The organism is Lysinibacillus sp. JNUCC-52 (assembly GCF_015999545.1).
Lineage (GTDB): Bacteria > Bacillota > Bacilli > Bacillales_A > Planococcaceae > Lysinibacillus.
In genome coordinates, this window is the sequence record NZ_CP065546.1 from 1,815,993 (window position 1) to 1,842,672 (window position 26,680).

A 26,680-nucleotide genomic window follows, 5' to 3' on the forward strand; every position below is an offset into this window, starting at 1 on the left:
TGACCACCTTTACATTACTGTCCCCATTTTACCCGGATACTTTCTGCTTCTGCAACCATTCGTGTAATGAGCTCGTCCACTGTAGGAATATCTTGAATCATTCCTGTAACTTGTCCTGCCCAACCTATGCCCGCATCTTTTTCTCCGTCATAAATAAAACGCTTATTAGCACTGCCACTAATATAATCTTTCAATGCCTCATAAGTAGGTGTTTCACGTTCTATTTCTAAAATTTTCTCTGTGAAATGACTACGTAACGCTCGAGCAGGTGCCCCGATGGAACGCTTTATAACAGTTGTATCTGCCTCAGAACTATTAAGTAATGCCTCTTTATATGCTTGTGATGCATCGACACACTCTTTAGTCGCAATAAAGCGCGTACCCATTTCAATACCTTCTGCACCAAGTGCATGTGCAGCCATCCAACCACGACCGTCTCCAATACCACCAGACGCAATAACAGGGATTTTCACACTATCTACAACTTGTGGTACAAGTACCATCGTTCCGACATCATCACGGCCAAGATGTCCACCACCTTCTTGTCCAACGACCATTACCGCATCCGCACCTAGCTCTTCGGCTTTCTGGGCTTGCCTACGCGCTGCTACAAGGACAAGTTTTTTAATATTTGTTCCTGCAAGTAAATCAAATATCGGTGCTGGATTTCCACCAGTCATTGTGACAACAGGTACCTCTTCTTCTACAGCTACTCGCACCATCTCCTCATAGCCTGTGCCATGCATACCGATTGCAAAATTCACACCAAATGGTTTATCAGTTAATGTTCTTACTTTATGGATTTCCGCACGCAATAAGTCTGGGTCTCGCAAGCTCATAGCCGTTATTTGCCCTAGTCCGCCAGCATTCGACACCGCTGCTGCTAAATCTGCATAAGCTAAATAGGCTAATCCCCCTTGAATTATTGGATATTTTATCTTTAAAAGTTCGGTGATACGTGTCTCCCAAATCATCAAATCTCCCCTTTCGTACCATACTATCTTCTCGTAATCTTGAAAAAATCCCTTTATTTTTTTAATTAAAGTCTATTTTTTCATGTCGTTAGGTGCTATAATTCATTTGTTTTCTTAGATATTATAAAAGTGAGGTGGTACCTGCGTTGTCACAATTAGAGACTCCATTGTTCGACGTATTACTAAAACATCGGAACAGACATCCAATTCAGTTCCATATTCCAGGCCATAAGAAAGGGCACGGTATGGATCCTGCTTTCCGAGAATTCGTCGGCGACAACGTTTTATCAATCGATTTAATTAACATTGCTCCACTAGACGACTTACATTCACCAAAAGGTGCAATCAAGGATGCACAAGCCCTTGCTGCAGAAGCCTTTGGTGCTGATCATACATTCTTTTCCGTTCAAGGTACTAGTGGCGCCATTATGACGATGATTCTGACCGTCGTCGGTCCAGGTGATAAAATTCTAGTACCACGGAATGTTCATAAATCCATTATGTCAGCGATTGTTTTCGCTGGTGCCATTCCTATTTTTATTCATCCTGAGGTAGATAGTGAATATGGCATTTCTCATGGTATTTCAGCAGAAGCTGTTGAAAAGGCATTAAATGCATACCCAGACGCAAAGGCTGTTCTTGTCATTAATCCAACATATTACGGCTTCTCAGCGGATTTAAAACGCATTGTCGAAATTGTCCATCGTCGTAATATACCAGTCGTTGTCGATGAAGCTCATGGTGTTCATATAAAATTCCATGACGAGCTTCCCTATTCAGCAATGGAGGCTGGCGCAGATATGGCTGCAACAAGCGTACATAAGCTTGGAGGCTCTATGACGCAAACTTCAATTTTAAATGTACGTGAAGGGTTAGTTTCTGCCAAACGTGTACAGGCTGTCTTTTCAATGCTGACAACAACGTCAACGTCCTATCCTTTACTTGCGTCACTTGACACAGCTCGTCGTCAGCTAGCTATTCATGGCTATGATTTAATCGACGATGCACTGCGTTTAGCAAAAGATGCACGTAAACGCATTAACCAAATTGCACATTTAAAATGTGCAGGTAAGGAAAAGCTTCACTCATCTGCAACATATGATATGGACCCATTGAAGCTGTTAATTAGTGTAAAGGACTTAGGTATTTCAGGTCACCAAGCTGAGGAGTGGCTTCGTCATAACGCAAATATCGAAGTGGAATTATCAGACTTATATAACATTTTATGTTTAGTGACATTAGCAGATACGAAAAAAGAAATTAATCTTCTGATCAATGCACTAGGTCGTATGTCAAAAGCTTTTGATTCAGAAGCTGCCATTACTGAAGCGGTTGTCAATGTTCCTGAAATTCCAGCACTTGCAATGTCACCTCGTGATGCATTTTATGCAGATACAGAGGTAGTCCCTCTTGCAGAGGCAGATAATTGCATTTGCGCTGAATTCATAATGGTTTATCCACCTGGAATTCCAATTTTTATTCCCGGGGAAATAATTACGCAAGAAAATATTCATTACATTCAAATGAATATTGAAGCTGGTTTACCAGTTCAAGGACCAGAAGATACAACATTAAAAACGATTCGTGTTATTAAAGAACGTAGAGCAATTATTTAACAATGCAACGCTACCTCTTCTGAATGCTAGTATTCAGTGATTTCCGTCACATATTGCGCTGTCCACTCGGTACACTGTAAGCTGCAAACTTGAGCAGGAGAGGCAGTACTACTTCTATCAATAAATAAAAATAAAAGGTATCAAGTTAAACTCCTTGATACCTTTTATCCACTATTCGAGCACCTCATTATGTCTACTAAACTTATTCAACTAATGATTAAAAGTTATTTAACTTTTTTCTTAATTTATTTAATACTGTATTATTTAAGCGTTGAATATGTTCCTTATTTTTTACTAATATTCTATAAGAATCTATTACTGACACTGTACGGATGAACAGGTACACCCCAACTGCAATAAATGCAATAAGTAATGGATAATAAGGCATTAACACGAATGCTGCTACAATTTCTTTTTTTACTAATAAAAATGAAATACCACCTGCTACAATTAAGCATAAGCCTACTACCATAATTGCTGTATTCTTTCTCTTCACTTCTTCGTACCTATTGCTCAATTCTGTTAAGTAATTATGGTCAAATATTAATACTTCTCTTTTCAGAATAGAATAACGATCTTCCTCTATAAAGCCTGCTGCAATCGACCCAATTCCAAAAACAACAATAATAGTAATGAAAATAGTATAAATTAATGGATCTTGTTTAAAAAGGAAATAAGGGATAGTAGATGCGATAAGCAAACTAAATCCTATAGCAAAATACTTAGAAATTTTACGTTGTGATAAGACATATCCTTCCGCCATTTCTTTACTGACATAATAACTATGTTCATCTTCATGACTATGTTCAACAGTATCTTTTAACAAGTAATCTATTGACACTTCAAAAACATTGCCAAGCATTAAGAGTTTCTCGGTTTCAGGAAAACCTTGATCATTTTCCCACTTACTTATAGCTTGCCTAGTAGTATTTAATTTTTCAGCTAGTGCTTCTTGCGATAAACCTTTTTCTTTTCTTAGTTTAAAAAGTTTTTCACTAAATTTCATATATGGACTCCCCTTTCTGTTATTAAGTAAATTTTATTAAAACATTTCCTTTAATTCCATATTTCAGGGAGTGCACTTTGTCAATTTCAAGTTGCAACTGTGTTATTTGGCGCAATTTCTATTTTACGAAGCGAAAAATTAGATTAAGTATTGGTCAATACTTACAATATTTAAAAAGGGAGTGAATTGAATGAATACATGGGATGAACGTTTTAAATCAGCGGAATATATTTATGGTGAACAACCAAATGCATTTATAGAAAACTATGTAGATAATTTAAAGGGGTATGTAAATGTAGCAGCATATGCTGAAGGCGAAGGTAGAAATGCGGTTTTTTTAGCATCTAAAGGGCATACAGTTACTGCATTCGATTACGCTAAAAGCGGTCTTGAGAAAACAGCACAGCTAGCAAGAAAGCATTGTGTTACAGTTAATACTCAACTTGTTGATTTACTGCAAGATGAATTACCAATCGAAAAATTTGACGCTGCGGTCATGGTTTTTGGTCATTTTCCTCAAGAACAGCAGCAAGCCGTTTTTAATCGTATTGTCCATTCTGTTAAACCTGGTGGTCGTATAATGATGGAATTATATTCCATATACCAACTACCCTATGCCACAGGTGGCCCACAAAATATAAATTTACTATATAATCCTATTTCTGTTCTTACTTGGTGTCAGCCCTATAAAATCATTCATTTTTTTACAGGCGAACAAATACGAAATGAAGGTAGCTTACACACTGGACTTGCGCATACCATTCAATTAATCATTGAAAAAAGTTAGACAAGCTACACTTTGAAAAGACCACACCCCTTTACAAGCGCGTTTTATCTTGTAAAGGGCATTTTATTACATAAATAGATAAACAAAGAGCGGACATAGAAACGCCCCTATAATTGCTGTAAGCCCCATAGAAAGCGAGCCAACCGATAATTCTTGTTCACCATACTCTCGCAGTTTTACAAGCCCTACACCATGCGAAGCGCTTCCTATCGCTACACCTCTACTAACAGCAGAATCAATTTTTCCATATTTGATAACTAATGGCCCAATAATAGCTCCAACAAAACCTGCAATCATTACAAAAACCGCCGTTAAAGGAGGAATTCCACCAATTGTTTCACTTACTTGCATACCTACTGGTGTTGTTAACGACTTAGGCAAGGCTGTCAGCATCCAACTCTCCTTTACACCGATCCATTTTAGCATGATAAAAATTGTAAGCAATCCTGTAACCATTGCTAGCATTATCCCTGAAAGAATTGAGTATTTATATTTCATAATAATAGCTCTTTGATTATAAAGTGGATATGCGAGTGCCACAACAGCTGGACCGAGCATTTTTTGCAGCCATTCCCCACCTACCATATAGGTTGAATACGGAATTTGAAAGACGACTAAAATAACGGCGCTGACAATCGTTGTTGTCACTAATGGAATCATAATAGGATGCGGGAACCGTTGATAAAGCTTCGTAAATAAAACGAACAGCCCTATCGTACCAAGTACAACTATAAGTTCAATCAACAGATAATTCTCCCTTCCCCTCTTCAACATTTACTTCTTTTTCTTTTTTCGCTAATTCTCGTTTTTCAATTTGTTGGGTCAACACGCCTGTTACATAAATGGCAATTAATGTGCTAGCAATTACAGCTAAAATAATGAACAGCCCAGTTGTGGACATTAATTCTGGATAATCAATAATACCAACCGTTGCTGGAATAAAAAATAATGTTAAAATGCCAATTAAAAAACTAGCACCATCTTGAATGTATTCTACTTTAATTATTTTAAAATTGAGTAAAAGTGCTAATAACAGTAATCCAATTACACTTCCAGGAAGCGGAATGTGCAAATACGAAACAATGCCCACACCAATGTAATAAAAAATATTGAGGATTGCAATTTGGACAATAATACGGACAGCACGCATTAAAATCATTGTAAATTTTTCGTTCAACATTTCTCCTCTTTTCACCCCCTATTACGCTTATTCTACAACTGCAGGAATTTTCTGTCTATTATAATTTTAGAAAAACAATAGAAAAAAGAGTCAACCTAAAACTTAATAGGTTGCTCCTTTTCATGCAATAACCTCTTAATAGCGCAAACTTTCTCCAATATTTTATGGAAAATAAAAGGAAGAAAAACGTCAATACTTTAGTGTGTTTTGCTTATCAGTTTTTGTCGGTAAACTATAAGGCGTGTCCTGAACCACCGTCTATATTAACAGCAGTACCCGTCACATAACTCGCTGCATCTGAAACTAAAAAAGTTATGACATTTGCCGCCTCTTGGGTTTCTCCTACACGGCCAAGCGGAATCGTTTGACCGACTTTTTGCGAATAGTCTTCCCACGATAGCTCTGGAGCATCTTTTTTCCATCGCTGTTCAATTTGATCACTTCGAATTAAACCAATACAGACCGAATTCACACGGATATTATCTTTCCCTAAGTCCTTGCTCATCGCCTTCGTTAACGCTAGTCCAGCCGCACGACTCACCGTTGTAGGAAGGGAACTTGCAGGAGGCGTTTTAGCCATTACAGCCGTTACATTAACAATTGCTCCACCGCCAACCTTTCGCATATGGGGCACTGCATATTTGGAACAGTTAATCGCACCGAATACTTTTAAATCAATATCAGCTTGCCACACTTCACTGCTAACCGTTTCAAATGGATTGGCTGACGCTGTACCCGCATTATTAATAACAATATCAATACGCCCAAAATGCTCTACTGTACGCTCTATAAGTCTCTTACAATCTTTTTCCTTTGTGATATCTGTCGGAACAATTAACACTTCCTCGCCCGTTTCGTTTTTAATGCATCCAGCGGCTACTTGTAGCTGTTTTTCGCCGCGTGCACTAATAACTACCTTCGCGCCTTCTTTCACTAGCTGCATCGCCGTATAATAGCCAATACCTTTACTTGAACCAGTAATAATCGCCACTTTTCCCTTTAAGCCTAATTCCATTTCGTCCCACCCCTATTTTTTCGAATAGTCTTTCAATAGTTTTACTGTATCAAAGTTACTAAAATTATACAAAAAAACGACTATAAAGCGTTTGTGCTTTATAGTCGTGTTATATGTGTTAAATTATTTTTTAGCTACAATATGGATTGGGTTGCCTAGTAATACTTCAGCAGCTTCCATTGTAATTTCACCTAAAGTTGGGTGAGCATGAATTGTTAACGCGATATCTTCAGCAGTCATGCCGCCTTCGATTGCTAAGCCCATTTCAGCGATCATATCAGATGCACCAGCACCTACGATTTGAGCACCAATTAATAAGCCATCTTCTTTACGCGCAACTAGTTTCACAAAGCCTTCTGTTTGGTTCAATGCAAGTGCACGACCATTTGCTGCGAATGGGAATTTCGCTGCAGTATATTCAATACCTTCAGCTTTAGCTTGATCTTCGTTGTAGCCAACTGTCGCCATTTCTGGATCAGTGAAGCATACAGCAGGAACAGCTAAATAGTCTACGATTGATTTTTCGCCAGCGATTGCTTCAGCAGCAACTTTACCTTCATAAGAAGCTTTATGTGCAAGCTGTGGTCCCGCTACGATATCACCAATTGCATAAATGTTTGGAATGTTTGTACGGCATTGTTTGTCAACATTAATTAGACCACGTTCGCCGAATTCAATTCCAACACCTTCAAGACCCATTTCATCTGTATTTGGACGACGACCAACAGTTACTAATACATAATCAGCTTCGACTTTTTTCTCTTCTCCGCCAACTTCATATGTTACAACTACGCCGTTTTCTGTTTCTTCTACGCCTTTTGCAGATGCGTTTACTTCAATTTCAACGCCTTTCTTTTTAAGGCCTTTTTTAACGATTTGCGTCATTTGTTTTTCGAAACCAGCTAAAATGTCTTTGCCACCTTCGATAATCGTTACTTGTGAACCTAGGTTTGCATAAGCTGAACCTAGCTCTGTACCGATGTAGCCTCCGCCGATAACCACTAATTTACCAGGTACTTCTTGTAAAGAAAGTGCGCCAGTAGAGTTTAGGACACGCTCAGAGAATTTAAAAGTTGGAATTTCAACTGGACGAGAACCTGTTGCGATAATCACATTGTTAAATGTGTAAGTTTGAGCAGATTCACCATTGATGATACGCACTGAATGAGCGTCAACGAAATATGCTTCACCTTGTACGATTTCAACTTTATTACCTTTAAGTAAGCCTTCAACACCGCCAGTTAATTTCTTAACAACGCTGTCTTTAAAAGCTTGCGCTTTTGAAAAGTCTAGTTTCACATCAGAAGCGATGATACCCATGTCATCTGAATGTTTAGCATGCTCAAAGCGGTGACCAACTGAAATTAATGCTTTTGACGGAATACAACCTACGTTTAAGCACACACCACCAAGTACATTTTTTTCAACGATTGTTACTTTTTGGCCAGTTTGAGCTGCACGAATTGCTGCTACATATCCTCCAGGACCTGAACCAATGACAAGAGTATCTGTTTCGATTGGGAAATCTCCTACTACCATTTTGTTACGCCTCCATTAATAATAATTCTGGCTCACTTAACAAACGCTTTAAGTGATTTAAAGCATTTTGCGCAGTGGCTCCATCGATCATGCGATGATCAAAGCTCAATGATAATGCTAACACAGGTGCAGCTACAATTTCACCATTTTTTATTACAGGTTTTTCTGCAATTCGACCAATACCTAAAATTGCTACTTCAGGATGGTTAATTACTGGAGTAAACCATTGACCACCTGCAGAACCGATATTCGTAATAGACATTGATGCACCTTTCATTTCATGTGGCGCAAGTTTTCCATCACGTGCTTTTGTTGCTAAGTCATTAATTTCATTTGAAACTGCAAATACAGATTTGCGATCTGCATGCTTAATAACTGGAACTAGTAAGCCTTTTTCAGTATCTGCTGCAATACCAATATTGTAGTAATGCTTTTGAACGATTTCTTGTGTTGCATCATCTAATGAGCGGTTAAATTCTGGGAATTCACGCAATGTTGAAATAAGTGCTTTCACTACATATGGTAAATACGTTAATTTAACGCCTTTTTCAGCAGCGATATCTTTGAATTTTTTGCGATGTGCTACAAGAGCTGTTACATCAACTTCATCCATTAGTGTAACGTGTGGCGCTGTTTGTTTTGAATGTACCATCGCTTTAGCAATCGCTTTACGAATGCCAGACATTTTTTCACGTGTTTCTGGGAAGTCGCCTTCAAGAACAACAGGCGCAGATGGTGCAGCTTCTTGTTGAACAACTGCTTCTTCATTTGCAACTGGTGCTTCTTCAGCCTGCACTGCTCCGCCGCCATTTAAGAAATTCTCAATATCTTCTTTTAAAATACGACCATTTTTGCCAGTACCCGCTACTTCATGAATATTGACATCATTATCGCGAGCAAATTTACGAACTGAAGGCATTGCAATAACGCGTTTAGTACTATCCGCTGATTCTTGCTTTACCGCTACCTCTGCTGTTGCTGGAGCTGCTGGCGCTTCTTCTTTAGCAGCAGGTTCTTTAGCTACATCTTGACCAGCTTCAGCAGTTGACTGAACTTGTGCCTCTGTCTTCGCTTCCGCATGATCGTCACCTTTTAGCTTCATATCTTCATATCCAGGAGCATCTAAACGGATTAATACATCGCCAACAACAGCTACTGTACCTTCTGCTACTAATACTTCCTCTACTTTACCTTCAACAGGTGAAGGAATTTCTACGACTGCTTTATCATTTTGTACTTCACAAAGGATATCGTCTTCTTTTACTGTATCTCCAGCTTTAACGAACCATTTTACAATTTCGCCTTCGTGAATACCCTCGCCGATATCCGGTAATCTGAATTCAAATGCCATGTGTACCCATCCTTTCTCTTTGCTCTTCTTCAAATATGCAAGCTACATTAGAATGTTAAAACTTTTTTCGCTGTTTCCATTACATCTTTAAAATTCGGTAACCAAACACCTTCAGCTTGTGGGAATGGGTACACTGTATCTGGTGCTGCTACACGAAGAACAGGAGCTTCTAAGCTCAAAATAGCACGTTCTGTAATTTCAGCGACAACATTCGCAGCAATCCCTGCTTGTTTTTGTGCCTCTTGAACAACGATTGCTCGGCCTGTTTTCTCAACTGACGCAATGATTGTTTCAATATCAATTGGTTGAATTGTACGTAAATCAATAACTTCTACAGAATGGCCTTCTTTTTCTAGTTCTTCTGCTGCTTTTAAGCTTTCGTGTACCATTAAGCCATAAGCAACAATCGTTAAATCTTTACCTTCTCGTTTTACATCAGCTTTACCTAGTGGAATTTCGTATGCTTCCTCAGGTACTTCTTCACGGAATGAACGGTATAATTTTAAATGCTCTAAGAAAATGACTGGATTATCATTTCGAATAGAAGAAATGAGTAGCCCTTTCGCATCGTAAGGTGTTGAAGGAACAACCACTGTTAAACCTGGTTGAGCCGTCATTAAACTTTCTAAGCTGTCTGAGTGCATTTCTGGTGTATGCACACCACCACCGAATGGAGAACGAATTGTTACAGGTGCATTGTACACACCACCGCTACGGTAGCTTAAACGTGCTAATTGCCCACTGATAGAATCCATTACCTCATAGACAAAGCCGAAAAATTGAATTTCTGGAACTGGACGGAATCCTTGAAGAGAAAGACCAATCGCTAACCCACCAATACCTGACTCTGCTAATGGTGTATCGAATACTCGGTCAACACCAAATTCTTTTTGTAGGCCTTCAGTTGCACGGAAAACCCCACCATTGACGCCTATATCTTCCCCGAATAAAAGAACGTTTTCATCATTCTTTAATTCTGTGCGAAGAGCATCTGTAATTGCTTGAATCATCGTCATTTGTGCCATAGGTTATTTCGACTCCTTCTCTTTGTAGATTTCATACTGTTCTTTTAAATTAGATGGCATTTCGCCTTTATACATATTTTCCATTAACTCTGTTACTTTTTGCTTTGGAGCAGCATCGGCCTTTTTAATAGCCTCTTTAATTTCTTCTTTCGCGCGCTCGATAACAGCCTCTTCTTTTTGCTCATCCCATAAACCTTTACCCTCTAAGTATTTACGGAAACGAACTAGTGGATCTTTTAGAGCCCATTCGTTATCTGTATCAGATGTACGGTAACGTGTTGGGTCATCCCCAGCCATTGTATGTGGGCCATAACGGTAACACATTGTTTCGATGAACGTTGGACCCTCACCATTAATTGCGCGTTCACGTGCATCACGTGTTGCAACATAAACTGCAAGCGCATCCATACCATCCACTAAAACACTTGGAATACCTGCTGCAATACCTTTTTGTGCAATTGTTTTTGCTGCCGTTTGCAATTCACGTGGTGTAGAAATCGCGAATTGGTTATTTTGAACGATGAAAATCGCAGGCGCTTTAAATGCTCCAGCAAAGTTTAAACCTTCGTAGAAATCACCTTGTGATGACCCACCATCACCTGTATAAGTAATTGCTACTGCTTTTTTACCTCGTTTTTTAATACCAAGTGCCACCCCTGCCGCTTGGATATATTGAGCACCGATAATGATTTGTGGTGCTAGTACGTTTACACCTTCAGGAACTTGATTCCCCAAGAAGTGACCACGTGAGAATAAAAATGCTTTATCTAAAGGTAGACCATGCCACACAATTTGTGGAACATCACGGTAACCTGGTAAAATCCAATCTTCTTTTTCTAATGCGAAATGAGAAGCAAGTTGTGATGCTTCCTGACCTGCTGTTGGTGCGTAGAAGCCTAAGCGACCTTGACGGTTAAGAGAAATGGAACGTTGATCTAAAATACGTGTATAAACCATACGCGTCATTAATTCAACTAGCTCTTCATCTGATAATTTCGGATCTGCCTCTTCATTTATAATTTCGCCTTCTTCGTTCAAAATTTGAAACATTTCAAACTTTTCTTCGATTTCAGCTAGCGTTTGTTGTGGATCAAAAATATTATTGTTTTTCTTGCTCATTTGTCACATCTCCCTTTCAACTGTATTAAAATAAATCACTTTTTAACTAGTACAACTTATTCTTAGCACTCAGTATACTGAATAAAATACTGTCGGTCAATCATATATTACGCCTGATACTAAAGAATTTTTCTACAAAAACGATTATTATAAACTGTTCCATACTGTATTACTAACTAAGTAAATCTGTATTACAACAACATTCATCAAGCGCACAAACATTACGTTTCAATACATAATTACCAATAGTAGAATACCCCAGTTCTCTATAATCTAATAGCAACATAAAATATTTTTAAGTTTATTCAAATAAAGTCTTTTTTCATGTGCATGTTTCGATGCGTGATGTATACTTATAAGTAAGGTAATACAAAGATTGAAAGGAAGATTTACTCATGATTTTAATGGATGATATAATTCGCGAAGGCCATCCGACTCTCCGCACAAAAACAATAGACGTTCAATTCCCTTTAACTGATGAAATAAAACAACTGGCTACAGATATGCTTCAATTTTTAATTAATAGCCAAGATCCAGAAATGGCTGATAAGTATGACTTACGTAGTGGCATCGGTTTAGCCGCTAATCAAGTAAACAGCCTACATCGAATGTTTGCTCTTCATTTAAAAGATGACCAAGGCGAACAACTTAGCTTTGTTGCTATCAATCCTAAAATCGTCAGCCACTCTGTTGAAAATACCTATTTGCCGACTGGTGAGGGCTGCTTATCTGTTGATCGTAATGTACCTGGTTACGTGCCTCGTCATGCACGCATTACAGTGAAATTTAAAACAATCGACGGTGAAGAGAAAAAAATGCGTCTGTCAGGCTTGCCAGCTATTGCATTCCAGCATGAATTAGACCATTTAAACGGCGTCATGTTTTATGATCGTATTAACGAAAAAAATCCATTCGCAGAAATTCCAAACGCTGTACCGTACGAACGAGACTAAGATAGTGGCTATTGGTTGATGTCCGCTACGGCGGACCCTTTCCGCGGGCACACCGTAAGCCGCAACCCTCGCTAACGCGCGGGATTGTTGCGTCTTACATTGTGTGTTGTTCCCGCGGGAGTCGCCGCCTCCGCTACCATCAACTATTGCTCTCTGCAAAGTTTTATTTATTGCAAAAAGTGTTAGATTGATGACAGTCAATCTAACACTTTTTCGCTTTAAGAGCTTTATTTTAAACTAATCGTGCATTAATTGTTTTAATTAGTGCAGGCAGTTCTTGCATTGTTTGAATGGTATAATGCGCACCTGCTTGTTCAAAAACAGCTTTTGTTCTTTCGATAGCATCCGCTCGCTCTTCAGCAGATAAACGCATAAACTCCTGTTCTGTTAAACCCATTTCTGAACTACCGATGATGACACCTACAGCCCAAACCCCTGCATTTAATGCCTCTTGCATATCCGAAGTAGTATCCCCTACTTTTACTACTTTTTTCGTTGCTTGAATGCCAAGTTCCTCGATATTTCTAAAAATCATATAAGGATACGGACGCCCTTTATCTCCTACATCAGTTGGTGTCACTAAATAATCAGGCTTATATCCTTTTTCCGCAGCGTGATGCGTCACTACTTCCATCATTGATTTCGTATAGCCTGTTGTAGAGCCGATACGTATGCCAGCTTGTCTTAACTGTTGAACCGTTTCTCTTACATGCGGAATGGGATCTGTGAACAATGCTAGCGATGCCATTAACTTTGTTTCAAATTGAGCATATAAAGCTTGTACATCCTGCTCTGTATATGCACGTCCATATACTTGTTCCCAAGCCTCACTTATTCTTGCCATTTCAAGCATCGTTCGAATATGATCAATTTTCAACATCCCCATCGGTTTACGCGCTTCTTCCAGCGTTACAGTTACACCTGCTTCTTCAAAAATTGTGAGAAAAACATTTACTGGAGCAAAACATCCGAAATCAACCGCCGTACCTGCCCAATCTAAAATCACTGCTTCAATTTTCATTATTTTTCACCGCCATATAGTTTTCAATAACATTGCATAATGTATGAATATCTTCCTCATGAACATCCCCTATATTACCAATTCGGAATGTATCAACATCAGTTAGCTTTCCTGGATAGATGACAAAGCCTGCTTGTTTCATCTCTTGATAGAAATGCTCGAAAGAAAATGCTGCAGATGGATATAAAAATGTTGTAATAATTGGCGATTGAATTTCCACAGAAATATAAGCCTCAAACCCGCATTTCGATAATCTTTCACGCAACATTTTATTGTTTTTTGCATAGCGATTGTAGCGCGCCTCAATACCGCCTTCTTCAGCTAGTTCCTCCAACGCCTTCGCAAATGCCGCAACAACGTGTGTCGGTGATGTAAAACGCCATTTCCCATCCACTTTCATCACTTGCCATTGACTGTATAAATCTAATGCAACACTTTTGGCTATTCCTTTACATTTTTCTAATGCTTCAATTTTTGCAATAACAAATCCAAAACCTGGAACGCCTTGAATACATTTATTTGCACTACTGATTAAAAAGTCAATATGTCCGTTTGACAAATCCATCGGCACACCACCAAAGCTACTCATCGCATCTACAATAAACGTTTTATTAAACGATTGAACAACTTCTCCTATTTCATTAATCGGATTTAATATTCCCGTTGTCGTCTCACAATGCACAACCGCTACATGTGTAATGCTTTCATCGTTTTCTAAAATAGTTCGCACTTCTAAAGGCGATGGTTGCTCATTATTCGGCACACAATAAACGACATGCTGTAACTGAAGGGCTTTCGCCATTTCTACTATACGTTCTCCATAAGCACCATTCGTTATAATAAGGACTTTATCAAGGTCATAAATAGTCGTTGTTAGGACCGATTCCACAACAAAGCTACCACTACCTTGCATGAGTACTGCTGAATACATTGTTTCATCCACTTGTGCGAGTTCTACGAGCTTTTTACGTATTGTTTGTGTTACTTGCTTATAGTCGTCATCCCATGTACAACGATCCATTAACATTTCCTTTTTGACTGCTTCCGTTGTAGTTAATGGACCTGGTGTTAATAATTTGTAGTTATTCATGTCTTTATGCTCCTTTATTGTTGTGCTTCTTTAAAGAATGCTTGATGTTTTTCTAATAAATCGACAGTTAACGTCGTATCCCACTTTTTCAAGTACTGCGGAACATATTCATCTTCGACTTGCTCACCTTCGTAAAGCGCTACAGGATATTGCTTTAATAAATCTGTTCGTGCCTCTGTTGCAATTACTTTTGCGATTTCAATTGCCATTGCTTCATCGCCTTCTTTATCTACAACAGCAACAGATTCCGTTAACGTAAAGTTGCCTTCAGTTGGATCAATATAGTCAATAGGTAAGCCCTCATTTTTTGCATCAATTGCTTGTATCCGTAAACCAAATCCTGCAGCCACTTCACCTGTCTTCACCTTTTTAATAGGTCCAGAACCTGAGCTTTCAATATGTGGACCAGCATTTTTAATTAAATCCGCTAATACTTGCTTCCCTTCTTTTTCTCCATATTCGTTCATAATCGCTTGAACTAATAACCACCCTGTAGATGAATCTAAAATATTTGGAAATGACACTAAATCTTTAAACTCTGGGTTCGTTAAATCCTTTATTGTTTTCGGCACAGGTAGCCCTTTTTGTGCCAATAAATCAGTATTGATAAAAATTGATCCTACGTTTCCTAAAATCGGTAATGCGTAGGTTGATCCACCGTCGTCTAATGGCTTTAAGTCAGATGTTAGGTCAACAAACATGGATTTAGATGTTTGCGCACTTTCAATAAAATAAGAAGCCATCGTTACAACATCCGCTTCAATATCAGTACCTTCTGCCATCATTTTCCCACCTAATTCAGATGTGCCAAACGATTGGATGATATATTTGCCTTCATAACCTTTCTTATCTAATGTCGCTTGCATTACCTCAATAGCTTCATCATCCGCATTTGAATAAATGATGACTTGTTTGTTTGCATCAGCCTCCGCACTGCCACACGCAGCCAATACAATTGCAGAACTAACACTACCTAACATCATGATTCTTGACTTTTTCATCATTCCATCTCCTTACCCTTTTCTTTAGTTGTTGTTATATAATCACAACCTAATTTCACAATGAGGTTAGTGCATAAAATAAAAATGGAGAGAACAAAAATATCTGTATACTTCGCAAAATGCTGAAGCTCTTTAATACGTGTGGAGACAAGCATTGTTTTCGTACTGACAAGGAAAATTACCCCACTTACCGTCACCATGGCATTTAAAAAGTAATAGCTAAACATTTGAAAAATAGTTGGACGGATATTCGGCAAAATAACGCGTACCACCGTTTGAATCCAGGAGTCTTTCAACAATTCCCCCGTTACTTCCCAAGTCGGGTCCATTTTTTGCAAGGAGTTTTTCGCCATCAAATACGGTGTTGTGAAAAAATGAACGACTGTATAGGCAACAATAATAAAGAAGGTTCCTTTTAGCGTGCTTCCATTAAAGAAAAACAAATAAGAAAGACCAAGAACCATTCCTGGCACAGTGTTCGTAACCATCGACATAATATCTATCGTTTTCCTTCCTTTCAGTGGTGTTCTGACATTGAGAAGAGCTGAAACAAATGCTATACAAACACCTAATACGGCTGTAAAGAAGGCAACAATTAGTGAATTAAAATAAACTCTCGTTAAATTCTTTTCTGCTAAAACATTTTGAATATGTTCCAATGTGAAACTAAAGTCATATGGATATCCCTTTGTAAATGGCACAATGAACATTGTCGAGAAGATGATTAAAATTGAACTCACACATGCTAGTGAAAAAACTGTAAGTACACGATCTCGCAGACGATGTACGACTAGCTCACTTTGGCTAGCATGCTTATATTGAAAATTAAATCGATCTAGCAAACTTAGCATCACGATACCAAGTACTGCAGGCACAAGCATCAATACAGAAATCACTGCCCCTTGCTCAAATCGCACAATAGAGCCAAGCATTGCTTGGTAAAGCTCAGTAGCAATAACTTTATAGCTCCCTCCTACCGATGCGGGTATTCCAAAGTCGGTAAAGCTTAAAATAAACGTTAAAATAAAAGCGCCACCAATTGTTCCTATCATTGGACGAAGCACGGTATGGTAAAATCGTCGTGACGGTTTATCATGCATCAGCATAGAAACGAGTAAAAACCGTTTATCGATATACTGCATCGAATTTTGCATTAAAATAAAGGCAACTGGTAATGTGTAAAGCACATATCCAATCAACAATCCATTAAATCCATAAATGCTCACAATAGGCTGTCCGACTAATTTAGTAATAATGCCTTGATTACCAAATGTATAAATTAATACAAAACCATAGGTGATTGTCGGCAACAGCATCGGTAATGTAATCCCTACGTGTACAAGTTTTTTAACAGACCGATTCATCGTCGTAAAATGTAATGCATAAGCCAATACAAACGCTAAACAGGTTGTAATAATTGCAGCTACGATTGACACTTGAAAACTATTGAGAAATGCTTCACGTATTTCAACGCTCTGTAATGCTTCTACATAGTTTTGTAACGTTATGCTATTGCCTTTTTTCAAGGACTGCCAAAACATATAAAGCAATGGCACAATTAAAAAGAAGAGAAAAAACAAGGCAATGGGCATAAACAAAATTTTCACCATTTTTTTCGTTTTAAGCATAGGATTCTCCAAACAGTTGGTAGATGTTATGACGTTTAATGTGAAGCTGCCTTAAGATAAAATCTTCGATAAATTGATTTTTTGGCGATTTTAAAATTTCATGAGGTGTACCATATTGTGAAACAGTTCCCTCATTAATAATGAGTACTTTATCTGATAACGTAAGCGCCTCTTCAGGATCATGGGTCACGATAATAGTTGTTAGATTAAACTGTCGTGCAATCGATTTAATGCGTTCTTTAATTGATTCCTTAATTACTCCATCCAGCGCACTTAATGGTTCGTCTAGTAATAATATTTTCGGTTGCATTACAAGGGTTCTAGCTATTGATACACGTTGCTTCTGCCCACCTGATAATTCGTGAATCTTCTTATGTAAATGTGGGGCAAGTTCTAAAAAATCAACATACTCTTGTATCTCGCTTTTTGTCATTTGCTGTTTTTTATTTTTTAAACCATATACGATATTGTCGTAGGCATTTAAATGTGGGAACAACGCGAAATCTTGGAAAACGATATTAAATCCTCGTGCCTGCATCGATTGTTTCGATATATCTTGTCTATTGTAAAAAAGTTGTCCTTCCGTTTGTTCTGTAAGACCTAGAACAATGTTGAGTAATGTTGTTTTGCCACAACCACTCGGTCCCAATAAAGAAACTATTTCTCCAGAGCCAATCGTTAAATTTATATCATTTAATACTTTTTTATTTTTATAGCTTTTTGAAATATTTCTTAGTTCCAACAAATCGCTCACTCCTTTTGAGTTGTTACTCACAGTATAGAGGCAATTTGTAAAGGGAAAATACATATTTGTGTAAATGTTGAGTAAATTTTGACCAACTGTTGACAAAGTCTTTACTACTTTGAGTAAATAACAAATAGAGGTGATTGAATGTACACATTAGAAAGGCAGCAACAAATTTTGCAATATGTGCGCAATAATAAGGTAGTGAAATTAGTGACCTTAACAAAAGAATTCAATGTATCAATGGAAACTATCCGTAGAGATATTCAACTACTTGTGCAAGAGAAGAAAATCGAGAAGTTTTATGGAGGCGTAAAATATATTGAACCTGTCGAAGGATTAATAGACAATCGATTAACGCAGCAACTAACAGAAAAAATTGCCATCGCAAAAGCTTGCGCATCTTTAGTAGAGGATGGTGATTGTATATTTATTGATAGCGGCACAACAACCTATCAGATGACGCCATTTCTTTTAGGAAAGGAAAAACTAACGGTTGTTACAAATTCTCTACCTGTGGCATTTGATTTAATTGGCTCTAATATTGAAGTCATGATTATCGGCGGGAAGATACGACATTCAGAAAAGTCGGTCACTTCAAATGATTTTCTTTTCCGATTTGAGCATTTGAATATTAATAAGGCGTTTATATGTGCAAGCGGGGTAACGCTAGAAAAGGGTATATCCGATTTCAGTGTAGAAGAGGCGATGACGAGGAAACAGCTCATTAATATATCGCAAACAGTCTATGTTGCAACAGATTCTTCTAAATTTAATAAAGATGTTGCAATTCAAGTGTGTCCGTTAAATCAGGTCGATATGATTATTACGGATAACACGCTCTCGAAAGAAACGGTAGTGAAATATAGCGAAGCAGGAATTGAGCTAAAAGTCGTTGCTATTTAACGCAACAAGCTCCTAAAGTAAAAACCCACGTTATTTCTGCGGGCACAACGGAAGCTATAACCCTCGCTGTCGAGTGGCCTGTTGCTTCTTACATTACGTGTGTTCCCGCAGGGGTTTCCGTGGGTTTTTTACCTATTTAGCCCTACTAGCAGTGCCATAAAAATTCAGAATTGTTTGGGTGACTGGCACTTAGATAATCTTCAGATAGCGCATCGCTTTCGCAAGTCCGTCCGCATCTACATGATCTGTAATATGTGAAGCAACTGCCTTGACTCTTTCATGACCATTTCCCATCGCTACGCCTGTGCCAACAGCCTCTAACATTTCGATATCATTAATCCCATCACCAAAAGCAAAGGCATCTTCTAACGTGAGCCCCATTTTTGCAAGCACTTTTTCTATCCCCGCAGCCTTCGAGCCTCCTTTAGGTAAAATATCACATGAATATGGATGCCAACGTACAAACTGAACATTCGGAAAGGCTTCCTCATATAAATGTTCATCTTTCTCTTCCATGAAAATCAGTGTTTGATAAACATCGTTCTGCATATAATAAGATGAGTCTAGTTCTGGATATGGATATTTTAAAGTTTCGAGACTTTCAGATACCATGTTATGTTCTCCAACTGACGCAATCATGCGCTTGTCGTCTAAAAAAACAACTGGTTCATTACGCGCTTCACCAAAGGCAATAATTTTCGCTAACTCATCTCTGTCAACACCATTTGTATAGACAACCTCACCACGATAAACAACGTACTGTCCATTGAAGGTCACATACGTATTTATATCAAGTTCTTCTAACAATGATTGAATCATAAACGGTGCACGTCCAGTGGCGATTGCAATCTCATAGCCTTTACGACGAGCCTCTAATAACGCTTCCTTTGCCGAAGCTGGCAATATTTTTTCACTGTTATAAAGTGTTCCATCAACATCAAAAAATAAAATTTTATTCATTCTATAATTCCTTTCTTTATGTAATATATTGCAAAGGCAAAATACTTTACACAGGTATCGTTTTTAATTATAATGATCCTAAGGAGTGATGTGCCATGCTGAAGAAACTAAAGCAAAAATTGTTGAAGCAACTTCGCGGCGTACTCGGAAAAAAATCAATTGCCTAACATTTGCCCTTCATTATTTGAAGGGCTTTTCTTTATTTTAGAGTAGCCGCGTGATAATATAAAGGAAATGCATTTATTTGACTATGCGCAACCACTGTCTCACTGCCTTATGAAAAGTGCAAGATTAAAGTATTGAGATACAAGAAATTCAAACGCTCATTTCTTTATTAGTTTGAAGTATACTAGAAATTCGCGGTTTTTTCTTGTAGTACGTGTGTGGTAATAGCCAAATCTGCAATAATAATGTACGCAATTAAAGGAGAGCAAACTATGATTTACAAAGTTTATTATCAAGAAAAAGCAAATGAGATTCCAGTTCGCGAAAACACTAAAAGTCTATACCTTGAAGCTGCTTCAGAACGTGAAGTACGTCAAAAGTTACAAGACCGTCATTACAACATTGAGTTCATCCAACTGCTTGAAGGTAACTATTTAGACTACGAACAAGCAAGCCCGAACTTCGTCTTGGAGGAAATTTAACAAACATGAAGTTTGTTAAAAATGACCAAGCAGCTGTTTTCGCGCTCGGCGGACTGGGCGAAATCGGCAAAAACACTTACGGCGTTCAATTTCAAGATGAAATCATCTTAATTGACGCCGGAATAAAATTTCCAGAAGACGATTTACTCGGAATCGACTATGTTATTCCTGATTACACGTATTTAGTACGAAACGTCGATAAAATTAAAGGGTTATTTATAACACACGGACACGAAGACCATATTGGTGGTATCCCTTATTTACTACGTCAAGTGAATGTTCCCGTTTATGGTGGTAAGCTTGCACTTGGCTTATTGCGCAACAAACTTGAAGAACATGGTTTACTACGTACAACTAAACTAATCGAAATTAAAGAAGATGATGTTATTAAATTTAGAAAAACATCTGTAAGCTTCTTTAGAACAACGCATAGTATTCCAGATGCTTATGGTATCGTCGTAAAAACACCTCCTGGCAATATCGTGCATACAGGTGACTTTAAATTCGACTTTACTCCAGTAGGCGAGCCAGCAAACTTAACAAAAATGGCCGAAATCGGTCGTGACGGTGTGCTGTGCCTACTATCTGATAGTACGAATGCTGAAAAACCAAATTTCACAATGTCTGAACGTACAGTTGGGAAAAGTATTGACGAAATCTTCCGCAAGGTTGATAGTCGTATTATTTTCGCAACATTCGCATCAAATATTCACCGTTTGCAACAAGCAACAGATGCAGCCATAAAATACGGACGCAAAATCGCCGTATTCGGTCGATCTATGGATAATGCCATTACAATCGGTCGTGAACTTGGTTATATCAACGCACCAAAAGATACATTTATTGATGCCCAAAGCATTAACCGTTTACCTGCCAACGAAGTGATGATTTTATGTACAGGCTCTCAAGGTGAACCAATGGCTGCTCTATCTCGCATTGCCAACGGTACACACCGTCAAATTCAAATCCAGCCTGGGGACACAGTTGTCTTCTCTTCTTCACCTGTACCAGGTAATACAGTTAGCGTAAATAAAATCATTAATTTACTTTTCCGTGCTGGCGCTGAAGTTATTCACGGTGCATTAAATAATATCCATACATCTGGTCATGGATCACAAGAAGAACAAAAGCTAATGCTTCGATTAATGAAACCAAAATTCTTTATGCCTATTCACGGTGAATTCCGTATGTTAAAAATGCATACACATTTAGCAGAAGATTGTGATGTGCCACTTGAAAATACTTTCGTAATGGAAAATGGTGATGTACTTGCATTAAGTGCAAATGAAGCACATGTTGCAGGTCGTATCCCTTCTGGCGATGTATATATTGATGGTAACGGCATTGGAGATATTGGTAATATCGTACTGCGCGACCGCCGTATACTTTCCGAAGAAGGTTTAGTAATAGTGGTTGTAAGCGTAGATATGGAAAACCAAAAAATTGTTTCTGGTCCTGATATTATTTCACGTGGATTTGTTTATATGCGTGAATCAGGTACGATGATTAATGAAGCACAAAAAATGCTGAACCGTCATCTTAACGAAACCATTCAAAGCAAAACGCCACAATGGACTGAGCTTAAAAATGAAATTACAGACGTTTTAGGGCCTTACTTATTCGAGAAAACTAAACGTCGTCCGATGATTTTACCGATTATTATGGAAGTATAATCTTTTAAATTAGAAAGCTACGCATTATTTGCGTAGCTTTTTCTGTTTATACACTTTATTTTATTTCCATAATATTATAGAGTTGCAGTATGTAGTTAGACGCCGTTCAATTAGGTTACCGATACTCAATGACTTATCCTTCCAACTAGTTACGCGAAGAGGCTTTTTTGAACGATTTCAAATTTAATGAAATAAATTACTAAAATATTGAAACCTCCTTTAACAACGAACGTATATAGTATTAGAATATGCTTCCTTCCCCATTAAAAACGAAATATCTTGTTCAATCCATAAAAAAGAGAATTGCTCACTATTACTTCTTGTGAACAATTCTAATTCAATGTGTACAATTAGAAATATTTATCTAATACATATGCGATCCATTGACACCCTGGTTGTAGGCGAATATTTTCAATTAGACCTTTAATAATCGGTTTACTGTATGTTTGGTGTTCTACTTGACTTTTTAATAGCTCTAATGATTCTCGCTCAATAGATGGCTCTAAGTTCTGGATGTTTTGTTCGATTAACTGCAATAAGGATTGTTGCGTGACTTCCTCTTCACAAGGTCTTGCGACTATTTGTGCGAGTTCCTCTGTAATAAAAGGAATTGTCGTATGACGAGCAATAATATCTGTCTTTTCGGCTAATGATTTTGCCAATTGATCTAAATCAAGCGGCAAATTTGAGAACATAAACAGCTCGGCATAGCCTTTCACAAATCCTTTTACACAATACATAACATCATATATCGTCTCTTGTAGCTCTTCTCGATAAAGCTCTTCAAGCATCTGGACGATAAACTTCGACATATCCGCTTCATAAGCACTTACTTTATGAAACAGCTCTTTTTTTGTAAGAAAAACTTTTTCATTAAAAAACACACGCGAAGAAGCTGAATGTTTTTTAAACGCTTGAAAAATACCTTTATAAAAATCTACCAATACTACATCTTTGTTGTTCATGTTTCTGACTACTTGGTCAATATCCGCTATAAATTGCTGTAGGAAGTAGTCAACCATTGAAAAAAGTAATTCATCTTTTGTTTTAAAAGACAAATAAAATGCCCCTTTAGAAATCCCACAGCGCTCTGTAATTTGCTGCACAGACGTTGCTTCAAAGCCTTGTTCAGAAAACAGTTCTAATGCTTTCTCCATAATCAGTTGCTTTTTTGACATATTTTTAAATCTCTCCTAATGCATTTCATTGACAAATGACCGATTAGTCATTATTATAAATAATTGAATCTAGTAAGTCAATAAAGGGTAGGTGTGAAGGTGAAAGGTTTAGTTAATTTTGTATTGAAGAACAAATTGGCAGTGTGGTTATTAACAATTATCATCACTGTCTCTGGTATTTATTCAGGTACAAGAATGAAAATGGAATCAATCCCTGATATATCGATTCCATACTTAATTGTAATGGGCGTTTATCCAGGTGCAACGCCTGAACAAGTCATGAATGAACTTTCCATTCCATTTGAAAAATCAATCGAAAGTTTAGAGGATGTTAAGGCAGTTTACTCTACTTCTTCATCCAACATTGCACAAGTTCAAGTTGAATATGACTATGGCATTGATATGGATGAAAAAAAACGCCAGTTAGAGTCAGCTTTAGATAATGTGAAACTTCCTGAAGGTGCACAAGAACCTACAATTATGGCGATTAGCATGAACATGATGCCTGTTGTCGCATTATCAGTAAGTAGCTCTAAGGAAGATATCGTTGATCTGACATCAACAGTAGAAGATATATTACTTCCTAAAATCGAAAAAATCGACGGTGTTGCTTCTGCAACTATTACTGGTCAACATATTGAACAAGTTTCGTTTAAATATGACGAAGAAAAAATGGCTGCTCTCGGCTTAACTGAGGATACTGTCAAACAAATGATCCAAGCAAGTGATATGTCTCTATCACTCGGTTTATATCAATTTACGGTTGGTGAACAAGCGGTTTCCGTAGATGGTAAAGTTAAATCTGTTGATGAATTAAAAGATTTATTGATACCAGTCACACCTTCAGCAACACAACCTTCTCCATTCGTTCGCTTAGGTGATATTGCAACGATTGAAGTTGAAGGTAAAGTACAATCTGTTTCACGCACAAATGGTAAAGATGCCATTGCGATTCAAATCGTGAAAGGTCAAGATGCAAATACAGTAACTGTCGTAAATGCAGTAAAAGACCTTATTAAAGATGAAGAAAAAAGAATTGACGGCTTAAAAGTAGATATCTCACTTGACCAAGGTGCGCCAATTGAAGATTCCGTCTTCACAATGATTGAAAAGGCAGTATTCGGTGGCGCTATAGCTGTATTAATTATTTTACTATTCTTACGCGATTTCAAGTCAACAATTATTTCAATTATTTCTATTCCAGTTTCTGTATTCATGGCTTTACTATTACTAAACTGGATGGATATTACGTTAAATATTATGACACTTGGTGCAATTACCGTTGCAATTGGGCGGGTTATTGATGACTCCATTGTCGTAGTTGAAAATATTTATCGACGTATCCACTTAAAACAAGAAAAATTAACAGGTCGCGCCCTTATCCGTGAAGCGACAATCGAAATGTTTAAACCAATCTTGTCTTCTACATTAGTTACAGTAGCGGTATTTGCTCCACTTATTTTCGTTGGTGGTATGGTTGGCGAATTATTCATGCCATTCGCCTTAACAATGACATTTGCTTTAGGTGCGTCATTATTAGTAGCGATTACAATCGTACCAGCTTTATCTCATTTCTTATTCCGTAAAAAAATATATGGTGAGAAAAAAGAAAGTCAACATCAAGAAGTTGGTAAATTAGCTACATGGTACAGAGGTGTATTAGAAAAAGCGTTAAATCATAAAATCATTACGTCTACGATTGCGATTTTAATGCTTGTTGGTTCACTTGCCCTCACACCATTAATCGGTTTCAGTTTCATGGGATCTCAAGAGGAAAAGGTGATGTACTTAACATATACACCTGGTACTGGTGAGTTAAACGATGAAACAGAAGCAAATGTGGCAAAAGTAGAGCAAGAATTAATGAAACGTAAAGATATTGATATTTTACAAGTTTCTATTACAGATGCTACAAATGCAGACCCTGCAACAATGATGATGGGTGGCGGAGCTGGCGGTGCATTAATGTACCTAATCTTTGATCCAGAGATGGAGGACTTCCCTGCAGCACGTGAAGAAGTAGAAGATTACGTCTTTAACATTGACCAATCAGGTGAATGGAAAAGCCAAAACTTCTCATCAATGTCTATGTCTTCAAACGAAGTTAGCTACACATTATACAGCGAAAACTTAGATAACCTACGTAGTGCTGTAAAAGACGTTGAAGAAACGTTAAAAGATGTTGATGGTTTAGAGGATGTTAAATCCGATAATGAAGACCCTTATGTAGAGCATGTCTTAAAAGTAGAGCAAGAAAATGTCTTACAATATGGTTTAACGACTGCTCAAATCGTCATGGCTTTAAATTCTACAACATCACAAGAAGTGTTAACAACAGTTGAACGTGATGGTAAAGACATTAATGTTATTGTAAAACGCGATGCAAAGGCAGCAGCCTTATCAATCGATGATGTTCTAAAAACTGAAATTAAAACAGCTTTAGGCACAACGATGTCTATTGGTGAATTAGTGGATGTTGAAGAAGGTACAACACTTAATTCATTATCACGCTCAAAAGGTGAATACTTTGCAACTGTATCTGCCACAATTATCGGCGATGATATTTCAAAAGCAACAACTGCAGCAGATAAGAAAATTGATAAGTTAGACTTACCTAAAGGTGTGACAACAGGCGTATCAGGTGTAGCTGCAGATATGCAGGAAACATTCACACAACTTGGCGTAGCTATGTTAGCCGCAATTGCCATCGTTTACTTCATTCTTGTCGTAACGTTTGGTGAAGGCTTAGCACCATTTGCAATCCTCTTCTCATTACCGTTTGCGGTAATTGGTGCATTTGTTGGCTTATACGTAACAAATCAAACAATTTCTGTTTCAGTTATGATGGGTCTATTAATGTTAATAGGTATCGTTGTCACAAATGCCATCGTACTTGTTGACCGCATTATCCATATGGAGCGCGACGGTCTCGGTATGCGCGAAGCAATTTTAGAAGCAGGTGCAACGCGTTTACGTCCAATTTTAATGACTGCTATTGCAACAATCGGTGCAATGATTCCAATGGCACTAGGCAGTGGCGGTAGCGGATTAATTTCCAAAGACCTTGCCATTACAGTAATCGGCGGTTTATTATCTTCTACATTATTAACATTAGTAGTCGTACCAATTGTGTATGAAATGCTATCAAAAATGTTAAAGAAAAACCGTAAAGATATTGAAGAAAATTAATTAATCTTAGCAATGCAAAAGAGGGCATTCCAGAAATGGAGTGCCCTCTTTTTACGTTGTGATAACTAAAAGTATTC

23 protein-coding genes are annotated in these 26,680 nt (G+C 37.8%); 7 read left to right on the plus strand and 16 right to left on the minus strand.

All coding sequences use genetic code 11. The annotated features are described in order from the left end of the window. Positions 1–14: 14 nt before the first annotated feature. A complete protein-coding gene (locus JNUCC52_RS09305) occupies positions 15–974 on the minus strand; it encodes an NAD(P)H-dependent flavin oxidoreductase (RefSeq protein WP_337981954.1) in 960 nt (319 codons plus the stop codon). Positions 975–1,120: 146 nt separating this feature from the next. Here JNUCC52_RS09305 and JNUCC52_RS09310 point away from each other — a divergent pair, with 146 nt between their 5' ends. Then, positions 1,121–2,590 (plus strand): aminotransferase class I/II-fold pyridoxal phosphate-dependent enzyme, encoded by a 1,470-nt coding sequence (locus JNUCC52_RS09310; protein WP_173477908.1) that lies wholly within the window; start codon positions 1,121–1,123, stop codon positions 2,588–2,590. Positions 2,591–2,807: 217 nt separating this feature from the next. Here JNUCC52_RS09310 and JNUCC52_RS09315 read toward each other — a convergent pair whose 3' ends face one another. Next, positions 2,808–3,596 carry a helix-turn-helix domain-containing protein gene (locus tag JNUCC52_RS09315; RefSeq protein ID WP_337981955.1) on the minus strand — a complete coding sequence of 263 codons (789 nt, stop codon included), beginning with the start codon at positions 3,594–3,596 and terminating at the stop codon, positions 2,808–2,810. A 190-nt stretch (positions 3,597–3,786) separates the two neighbouring features. Between JNUCC52_RS09315 and JNUCC52_RS09320 the strand changes: the two genes are divergently transcribed. After that, positions 3,787–4,383 carry a class I SAM-dependent methyltransferase gene (locus tag JNUCC52_RS09320; RefSeq protein ID WP_337981956.1) on the plus strand — a complete coding sequence of 199 codons (597 nt, stop codon included), beginning with the start codon at positions 3,787–3,789 and terminating at the stop codon, positions 4,381–4,383. Positions 4,384–4,449: 66 nt separating this feature from the next. Here the strand turns inward: JNUCC52_RS09320 and JNUCC52_RS09325 are convergent, their stop codons facing one another. From JNUCC52_RS09325 to pdhA, 7 genes are all read right to left on the minus strand, one after another. Continuing rightward, on the minus strand, positions 4,450–5,127 hold the full coding sequence (locus JNUCC52_RS09325; protein ID WP_337981957.1) for an LrgB family protein: 678 nt from the start codon (positions 5,125–5,127) through the stop codon (positions 4,450–4,452). After that, positions 5,120–5,563 carry a CidA/LrgA family protein gene (locus tag JNUCC52_RS09330; RefSeq protein WP_228134384.1) on the minus strand — a complete coding sequence of 148 codons (444 nt, stop codon included), beginning with the start codon at positions 5,561–5,563 and terminating at the stop codon, positions 5,120–5,122. Before JNUCC52_RS09330 ends, JNUCC52_RS09325 begins: the two co-directional genes overlap by 8 nt. A gap of 232 nt (positions 5,564–5,795) precedes the next feature. After that, the gene (locus JNUCC52_RS09335; RefSeq protein ID WP_173477912.1) at positions 5,796–6,578 is read right to left on the minus strand and encodes an SDR family NAD(P)-dependent oxidoreductase; all 783 of its coding nucleotides are present in this window, start codon (positions 6,576–6,578) and stop codon (positions 5,796–5,798) included. A 123-nt stretch (positions 6,579–6,701) separates the two neighbouring features. Next, positions 6,702–8,117 (minus strand): dihydrolipoyl dehydrogenase, encoded by a 1,416-nt coding sequence (gene lpdA / locus JNUCC52_RS09340; protein WP_337981958.1) that lies wholly within the window; start codon positions 8,115–8,117, stop codon positions 6,702–6,704. A gap of 4 nt (positions 8,118–8,121) precedes the next feature. Further along, entirely contained in the window at positions 8,122–9,468 is a 1,347-nt protein-coding gene (locus JNUCC52_RS09345) for a dihydrolipoamide acetyltransferase family protein (RefSeq protein WP_173477914.1), read from the minus strand. A gap of 47 nt (positions 9,469–9,515) precedes the next feature. Beyond that, entirely contained in the window at positions 9,516–10,493 is a 978-nt protein-coding gene (locus tag JNUCC52_RS09350) for an alpha-ketoacid dehydrogenase subunit beta (RefSeq protein ID WP_173477915.1), read from the minus strand. A 3-nt stretch (positions 10,494–10,496) separates the two neighbouring features. Continuing rightward, entirely contained in the window at positions 10,497–11,612 is a 1,116-nt protein-coding gene (pdhA, locus tag JNUCC52_RS09355; protein WP_173477916.1) for a pyruvate dehydrogenase (acetyl-transferring) E1 component subunit alpha, read from the minus strand. Between the two features lie 395 nt (positions 11,613–12,007). Here pdhA and def point away from each other — a divergent pair, with 395 nt between their 5' ends. After that, positions 12,008–12,565, plus strand: a complete 558-nt coding sequence (def, locus tag JNUCC52_RS09360; protein WP_173477917.1) for a peptide deformylase — start codon at positions 12,008–12,010, stop codon at positions 12,563–12,565. Between the two features lie 232 nt (positions 12,566–12,797). Here the strand turns inward: def and phnX are convergent, their stop codons facing one another. From phnX to JNUCC52_RS09385, 5 genes are read right to left on the minus strand one after another with little or no spacing between them, the layout of a single operon-like run. Then, complete coding sequence (gene phnX / locus JNUCC52_RS09365) at positions 12,798–13,586, minus strand: phosphonoacetaldehyde hydrolase (protein ID WP_337981959.1); 789 nt, start codon at positions 13,584–13,586, stop codon at positions 12,798–12,800. Beyond that, complete coding sequence (locus tag JNUCC52_RS09370; protein WP_337981960.1) at positions 13,576–14,676, minus strand: 2-aminoethylphosphonate--pyruvate transaminase; 1,101 nt, start codon at positions 14,674–14,676, stop codon at positions 13,576–13,578. Before JNUCC52_RS09370 ends, phnX begins: the two co-directional genes overlap by 11 nt. A 14-nt stretch (positions 14,677–14,690) precedes the next feature. After that, the gene (locus JNUCC52_RS09375; RefSeq protein ID WP_337982206.1) at positions 14,691–15,677 is read right to left on the minus strand and encodes an extracellular solute-binding protein; all 987 of its coding nucleotides are present in this window, start codon (positions 15,675–15,677) and stop codon (positions 14,691–14,693) included. Further along, entirely contained in the window at positions 15,677–17,305 is a 1,629-nt protein-coding gene (locus JNUCC52_RS09380) for an ABC transporter permease subunit (protein ID WP_337981961.1), read from the minus strand. Before JNUCC52_RS09380 ends, JNUCC52_RS09375 begins: the two co-directional genes overlap by 1 nt. Continuing rightward, complete coding sequence (locus JNUCC52_RS09385) at positions 17,298–18,050, minus strand: ABC transporter ATP-binding protein (RefSeq protein ID WP_337981962.1); 753 nt, start codon at positions 18,048–18,050, stop codon at positions 17,298–17,300. The genes JNUCC52_RS09380 and JNUCC52_RS09385 overlap by 8 nt, the downstream gene beginning before the upstream one ends. 147 nt (positions 18,051–18,197) lie before the next feature. On the opposite strand from JNUCC52_RS09385, the gene JNUCC52_RS09390 reads away from it, so the two are divergent. After that, positions 18,198–18,956 carry a DeoR/GlpR family DNA-binding transcription regulator gene (locus tag JNUCC52_RS09390; RefSeq protein ID WP_173477923.1) on the plus strand — a complete coding sequence of 253 codons (759 nt, stop codon included), beginning with the start codon at positions 18,198–18,200 and terminating at the stop codon, positions 18,954–18,956. A gap of 189 nt (positions 18,957–19,145) precedes the next feature. Here the strand turns inward: JNUCC52_RS09390 and JNUCC52_RS09395 are convergent, their stop codons facing one another. Continuing rightward, a complete protein-coding gene (locus tag JNUCC52_RS09395; protein ID WP_337981963.1) occupies positions 19,146–19,916 on the minus strand; it encodes a Cof-type HAD-IIB family hydrolase in 771 nt (256 codons plus the stop codon). 437 nt (positions 19,917–20,353) lie between these two features. Here JNUCC52_RS09395 and JNUCC52_RS09400 point away from each other — a divergent pair, with 437 nt between their 5' ends. Continuing rightward, a complete protein-coding gene (locus tag JNUCC52_RS09400; protein WP_173477924.1) occupies positions 20,354–20,563 on the plus strand; it encodes a DNA-dependent RNA polymerase subunit epsilon in 210 nt (69 codons plus the stop codon). Positions 20,564–20,568: 5 nt separating this feature from the next. Further along, positions 20,569–22,236 (plus strand): ribonuclease J1, encoded by a 1,668-nt coding sequence (gene rnjA, locus JNUCC52_RS09405; RefSeq protein WP_173477925.1) that lies wholly within the window; start codon positions 20,569–20,571, stop codon positions 22,234–22,236. Positions 22,237–22,586: 350 nt separating this feature from the next. On the opposite strand, the gene JNUCC52_RS09410 is transcribed toward rnjA, so the two are convergent. Then, positions 22,587–23,414, minus strand: coding sequence for a TetR/AcrR family transcriptional regulator (locus tag JNUCC52_RS09410; protein WP_173477926.1), 828 nt, complete (start codon positions 23,412–23,414; stop codon positions 22,587–22,589). A 99-nt stretch (positions 23,415–23,513) separates the two neighbouring features. Here JNUCC52_RS09410 and JNUCC52_RS09415 point away from each other — a divergent pair, with 99 nt between their 5' ends. After that, positions 23,514–26,603 carry an efflux RND transporter permease subunit gene (locus tag JNUCC52_RS09415; protein WP_337981964.1) on the plus strand — a complete coding sequence of 1,030 codons (3,090 nt, stop codon included), beginning with the start codon at positions 23,514–23,516 and terminating at the stop codon, positions 26,601–26,603. Positions 26,604–26,680: the final 77 nt, after the last annotated feature.

Bases quoted from the DNA above. Each gene is read 5' to 3' on its own strand.
- def (WP_173477917.1), top strand. From the start codon at position 12,008: ATGATTTTAATGGATGATATAATTCGCGAAGGCCATCCGACTCTCCGC.
- JNUCC52_RS09335 (WP_173477912.1), bottom strand. From the start codon at position 6,578: ATGGAATTAGGCTTAAAGGGAAAAGTGGCGATTATTACTGGTTCAAGT.
- rnjA (WP_173477925.1), top strand. From the start codon at position 20,569: ATGAAGTTTGTTAAAAATGACCAAGCAGCTGTTTTCGCGCTCGGCGGA.
- JNUCC52_RS09400 (WP_173477924.1), top strand. From the start codon at position 20,354: ATGATTTACAAAGTTTATTATCAAGAAAAAGCAAATGAGATTCCAGTT.
- JNUCC52_RS09370 (WP_337981960.1), bottom strand. From the start codon at position 14,676: ATGAATAACTACAAATTATTAACACCAGGTCCATTAACTACAACGGAA.
- JNUCC52_RS09305 (WP_337981954.1), bottom strand. From the start codon at position 974: ATGATTTGGGAGACACGTATCACCGAACTTTTAAAGATAAAATATCCA.
- JNUCC52_RS09320 (WP_337981956.1), top strand. From the start codon at position 3,787: ATGAATACATGGGATGAACGTTTTAAATCAGCGGAATATATTTATGGT.
- lpdA (WP_337981958.1), bottom strand. From the start codon at position 8,117: ATGGTAGTAGGAGATTTCCCAATCGAAACAGATACTCTTGTCATTGGT.
- JNUCC52_RS09375 (WP_337982206.1), bottom strand. From the start codon at position 15,677: ATGAAAAAGTCAAGAATCATGATGTTAGGTAGTGTTAGTTCTGCAATT.
- pdhA (WP_173477916.1), bottom strand. From the start codon at position 11,612: ATGAGCAAGAAAAACAATAATATTTTTGATCCACAACAAACGCTAGCT.
- JNUCC52_RS09330 (WP_228134384.1), bottom strand. From the start codon at position 5,563: ATGTTGAACGAAAAATTTACAATGATTTTAATGCGTGCTGTCCGTATT.
- JNUCC52_RS09345 (WP_173477914.1), bottom strand. From the start codon at position 9,468: ATGGCATTTGAATTCAGATTACCGGATATCGGCGAGGGTATTCACGAA.
- JNUCC52_RS09395 (WP_337981963.1), bottom strand. From the start codon at position 19,916: ATGAATAAAATTTTATTTTTTGATGTTGATGGAACACTTTATAACAGT.
- JNUCC52_RS09390 (WP_173477923.1), top strand. From the start codon at position 18,198: ATGTACACATTAGAAAGGCAGCAACAAATTTTGCAATATGTGCGCAAT.
- JNUCC52_RS09350 (WP_173477915.1), bottom strand. From the start codon at position 10,493: ATGGCACAAATGACGATGATTCAAGCAATTACAGATGCTCTTCGCACA.
- JNUCC52_RS09315 (WP_337981955.1), bottom strand. From the start codon at position 3,596: ATGAAATTTAGTGAAAAACTTTTTAAACTAAGAAAAGAAAAAGGTTTA.
- JNUCC52_RS09380 (WP_337981961.1), bottom strand. From the start codon at position 17,305: ATGCTTAAAACGAAAAAAATGGTGAAAATTTTGTTTATGCCCATTGCC.
- JNUCC52_RS09410 (WP_173477926.1), bottom strand. From the start codon at position 23,414: ATGTCAAAAAAGCAACTGATTATGGAGAAAGCATTAGAACTGTTTTCT.
- phnX (WP_337981959.1), bottom strand. From the start codon at position 13,586: ATGAAAATTGAAGCAGTGATTTTAGATTGGGCAGGTACGGCGGTTGAT.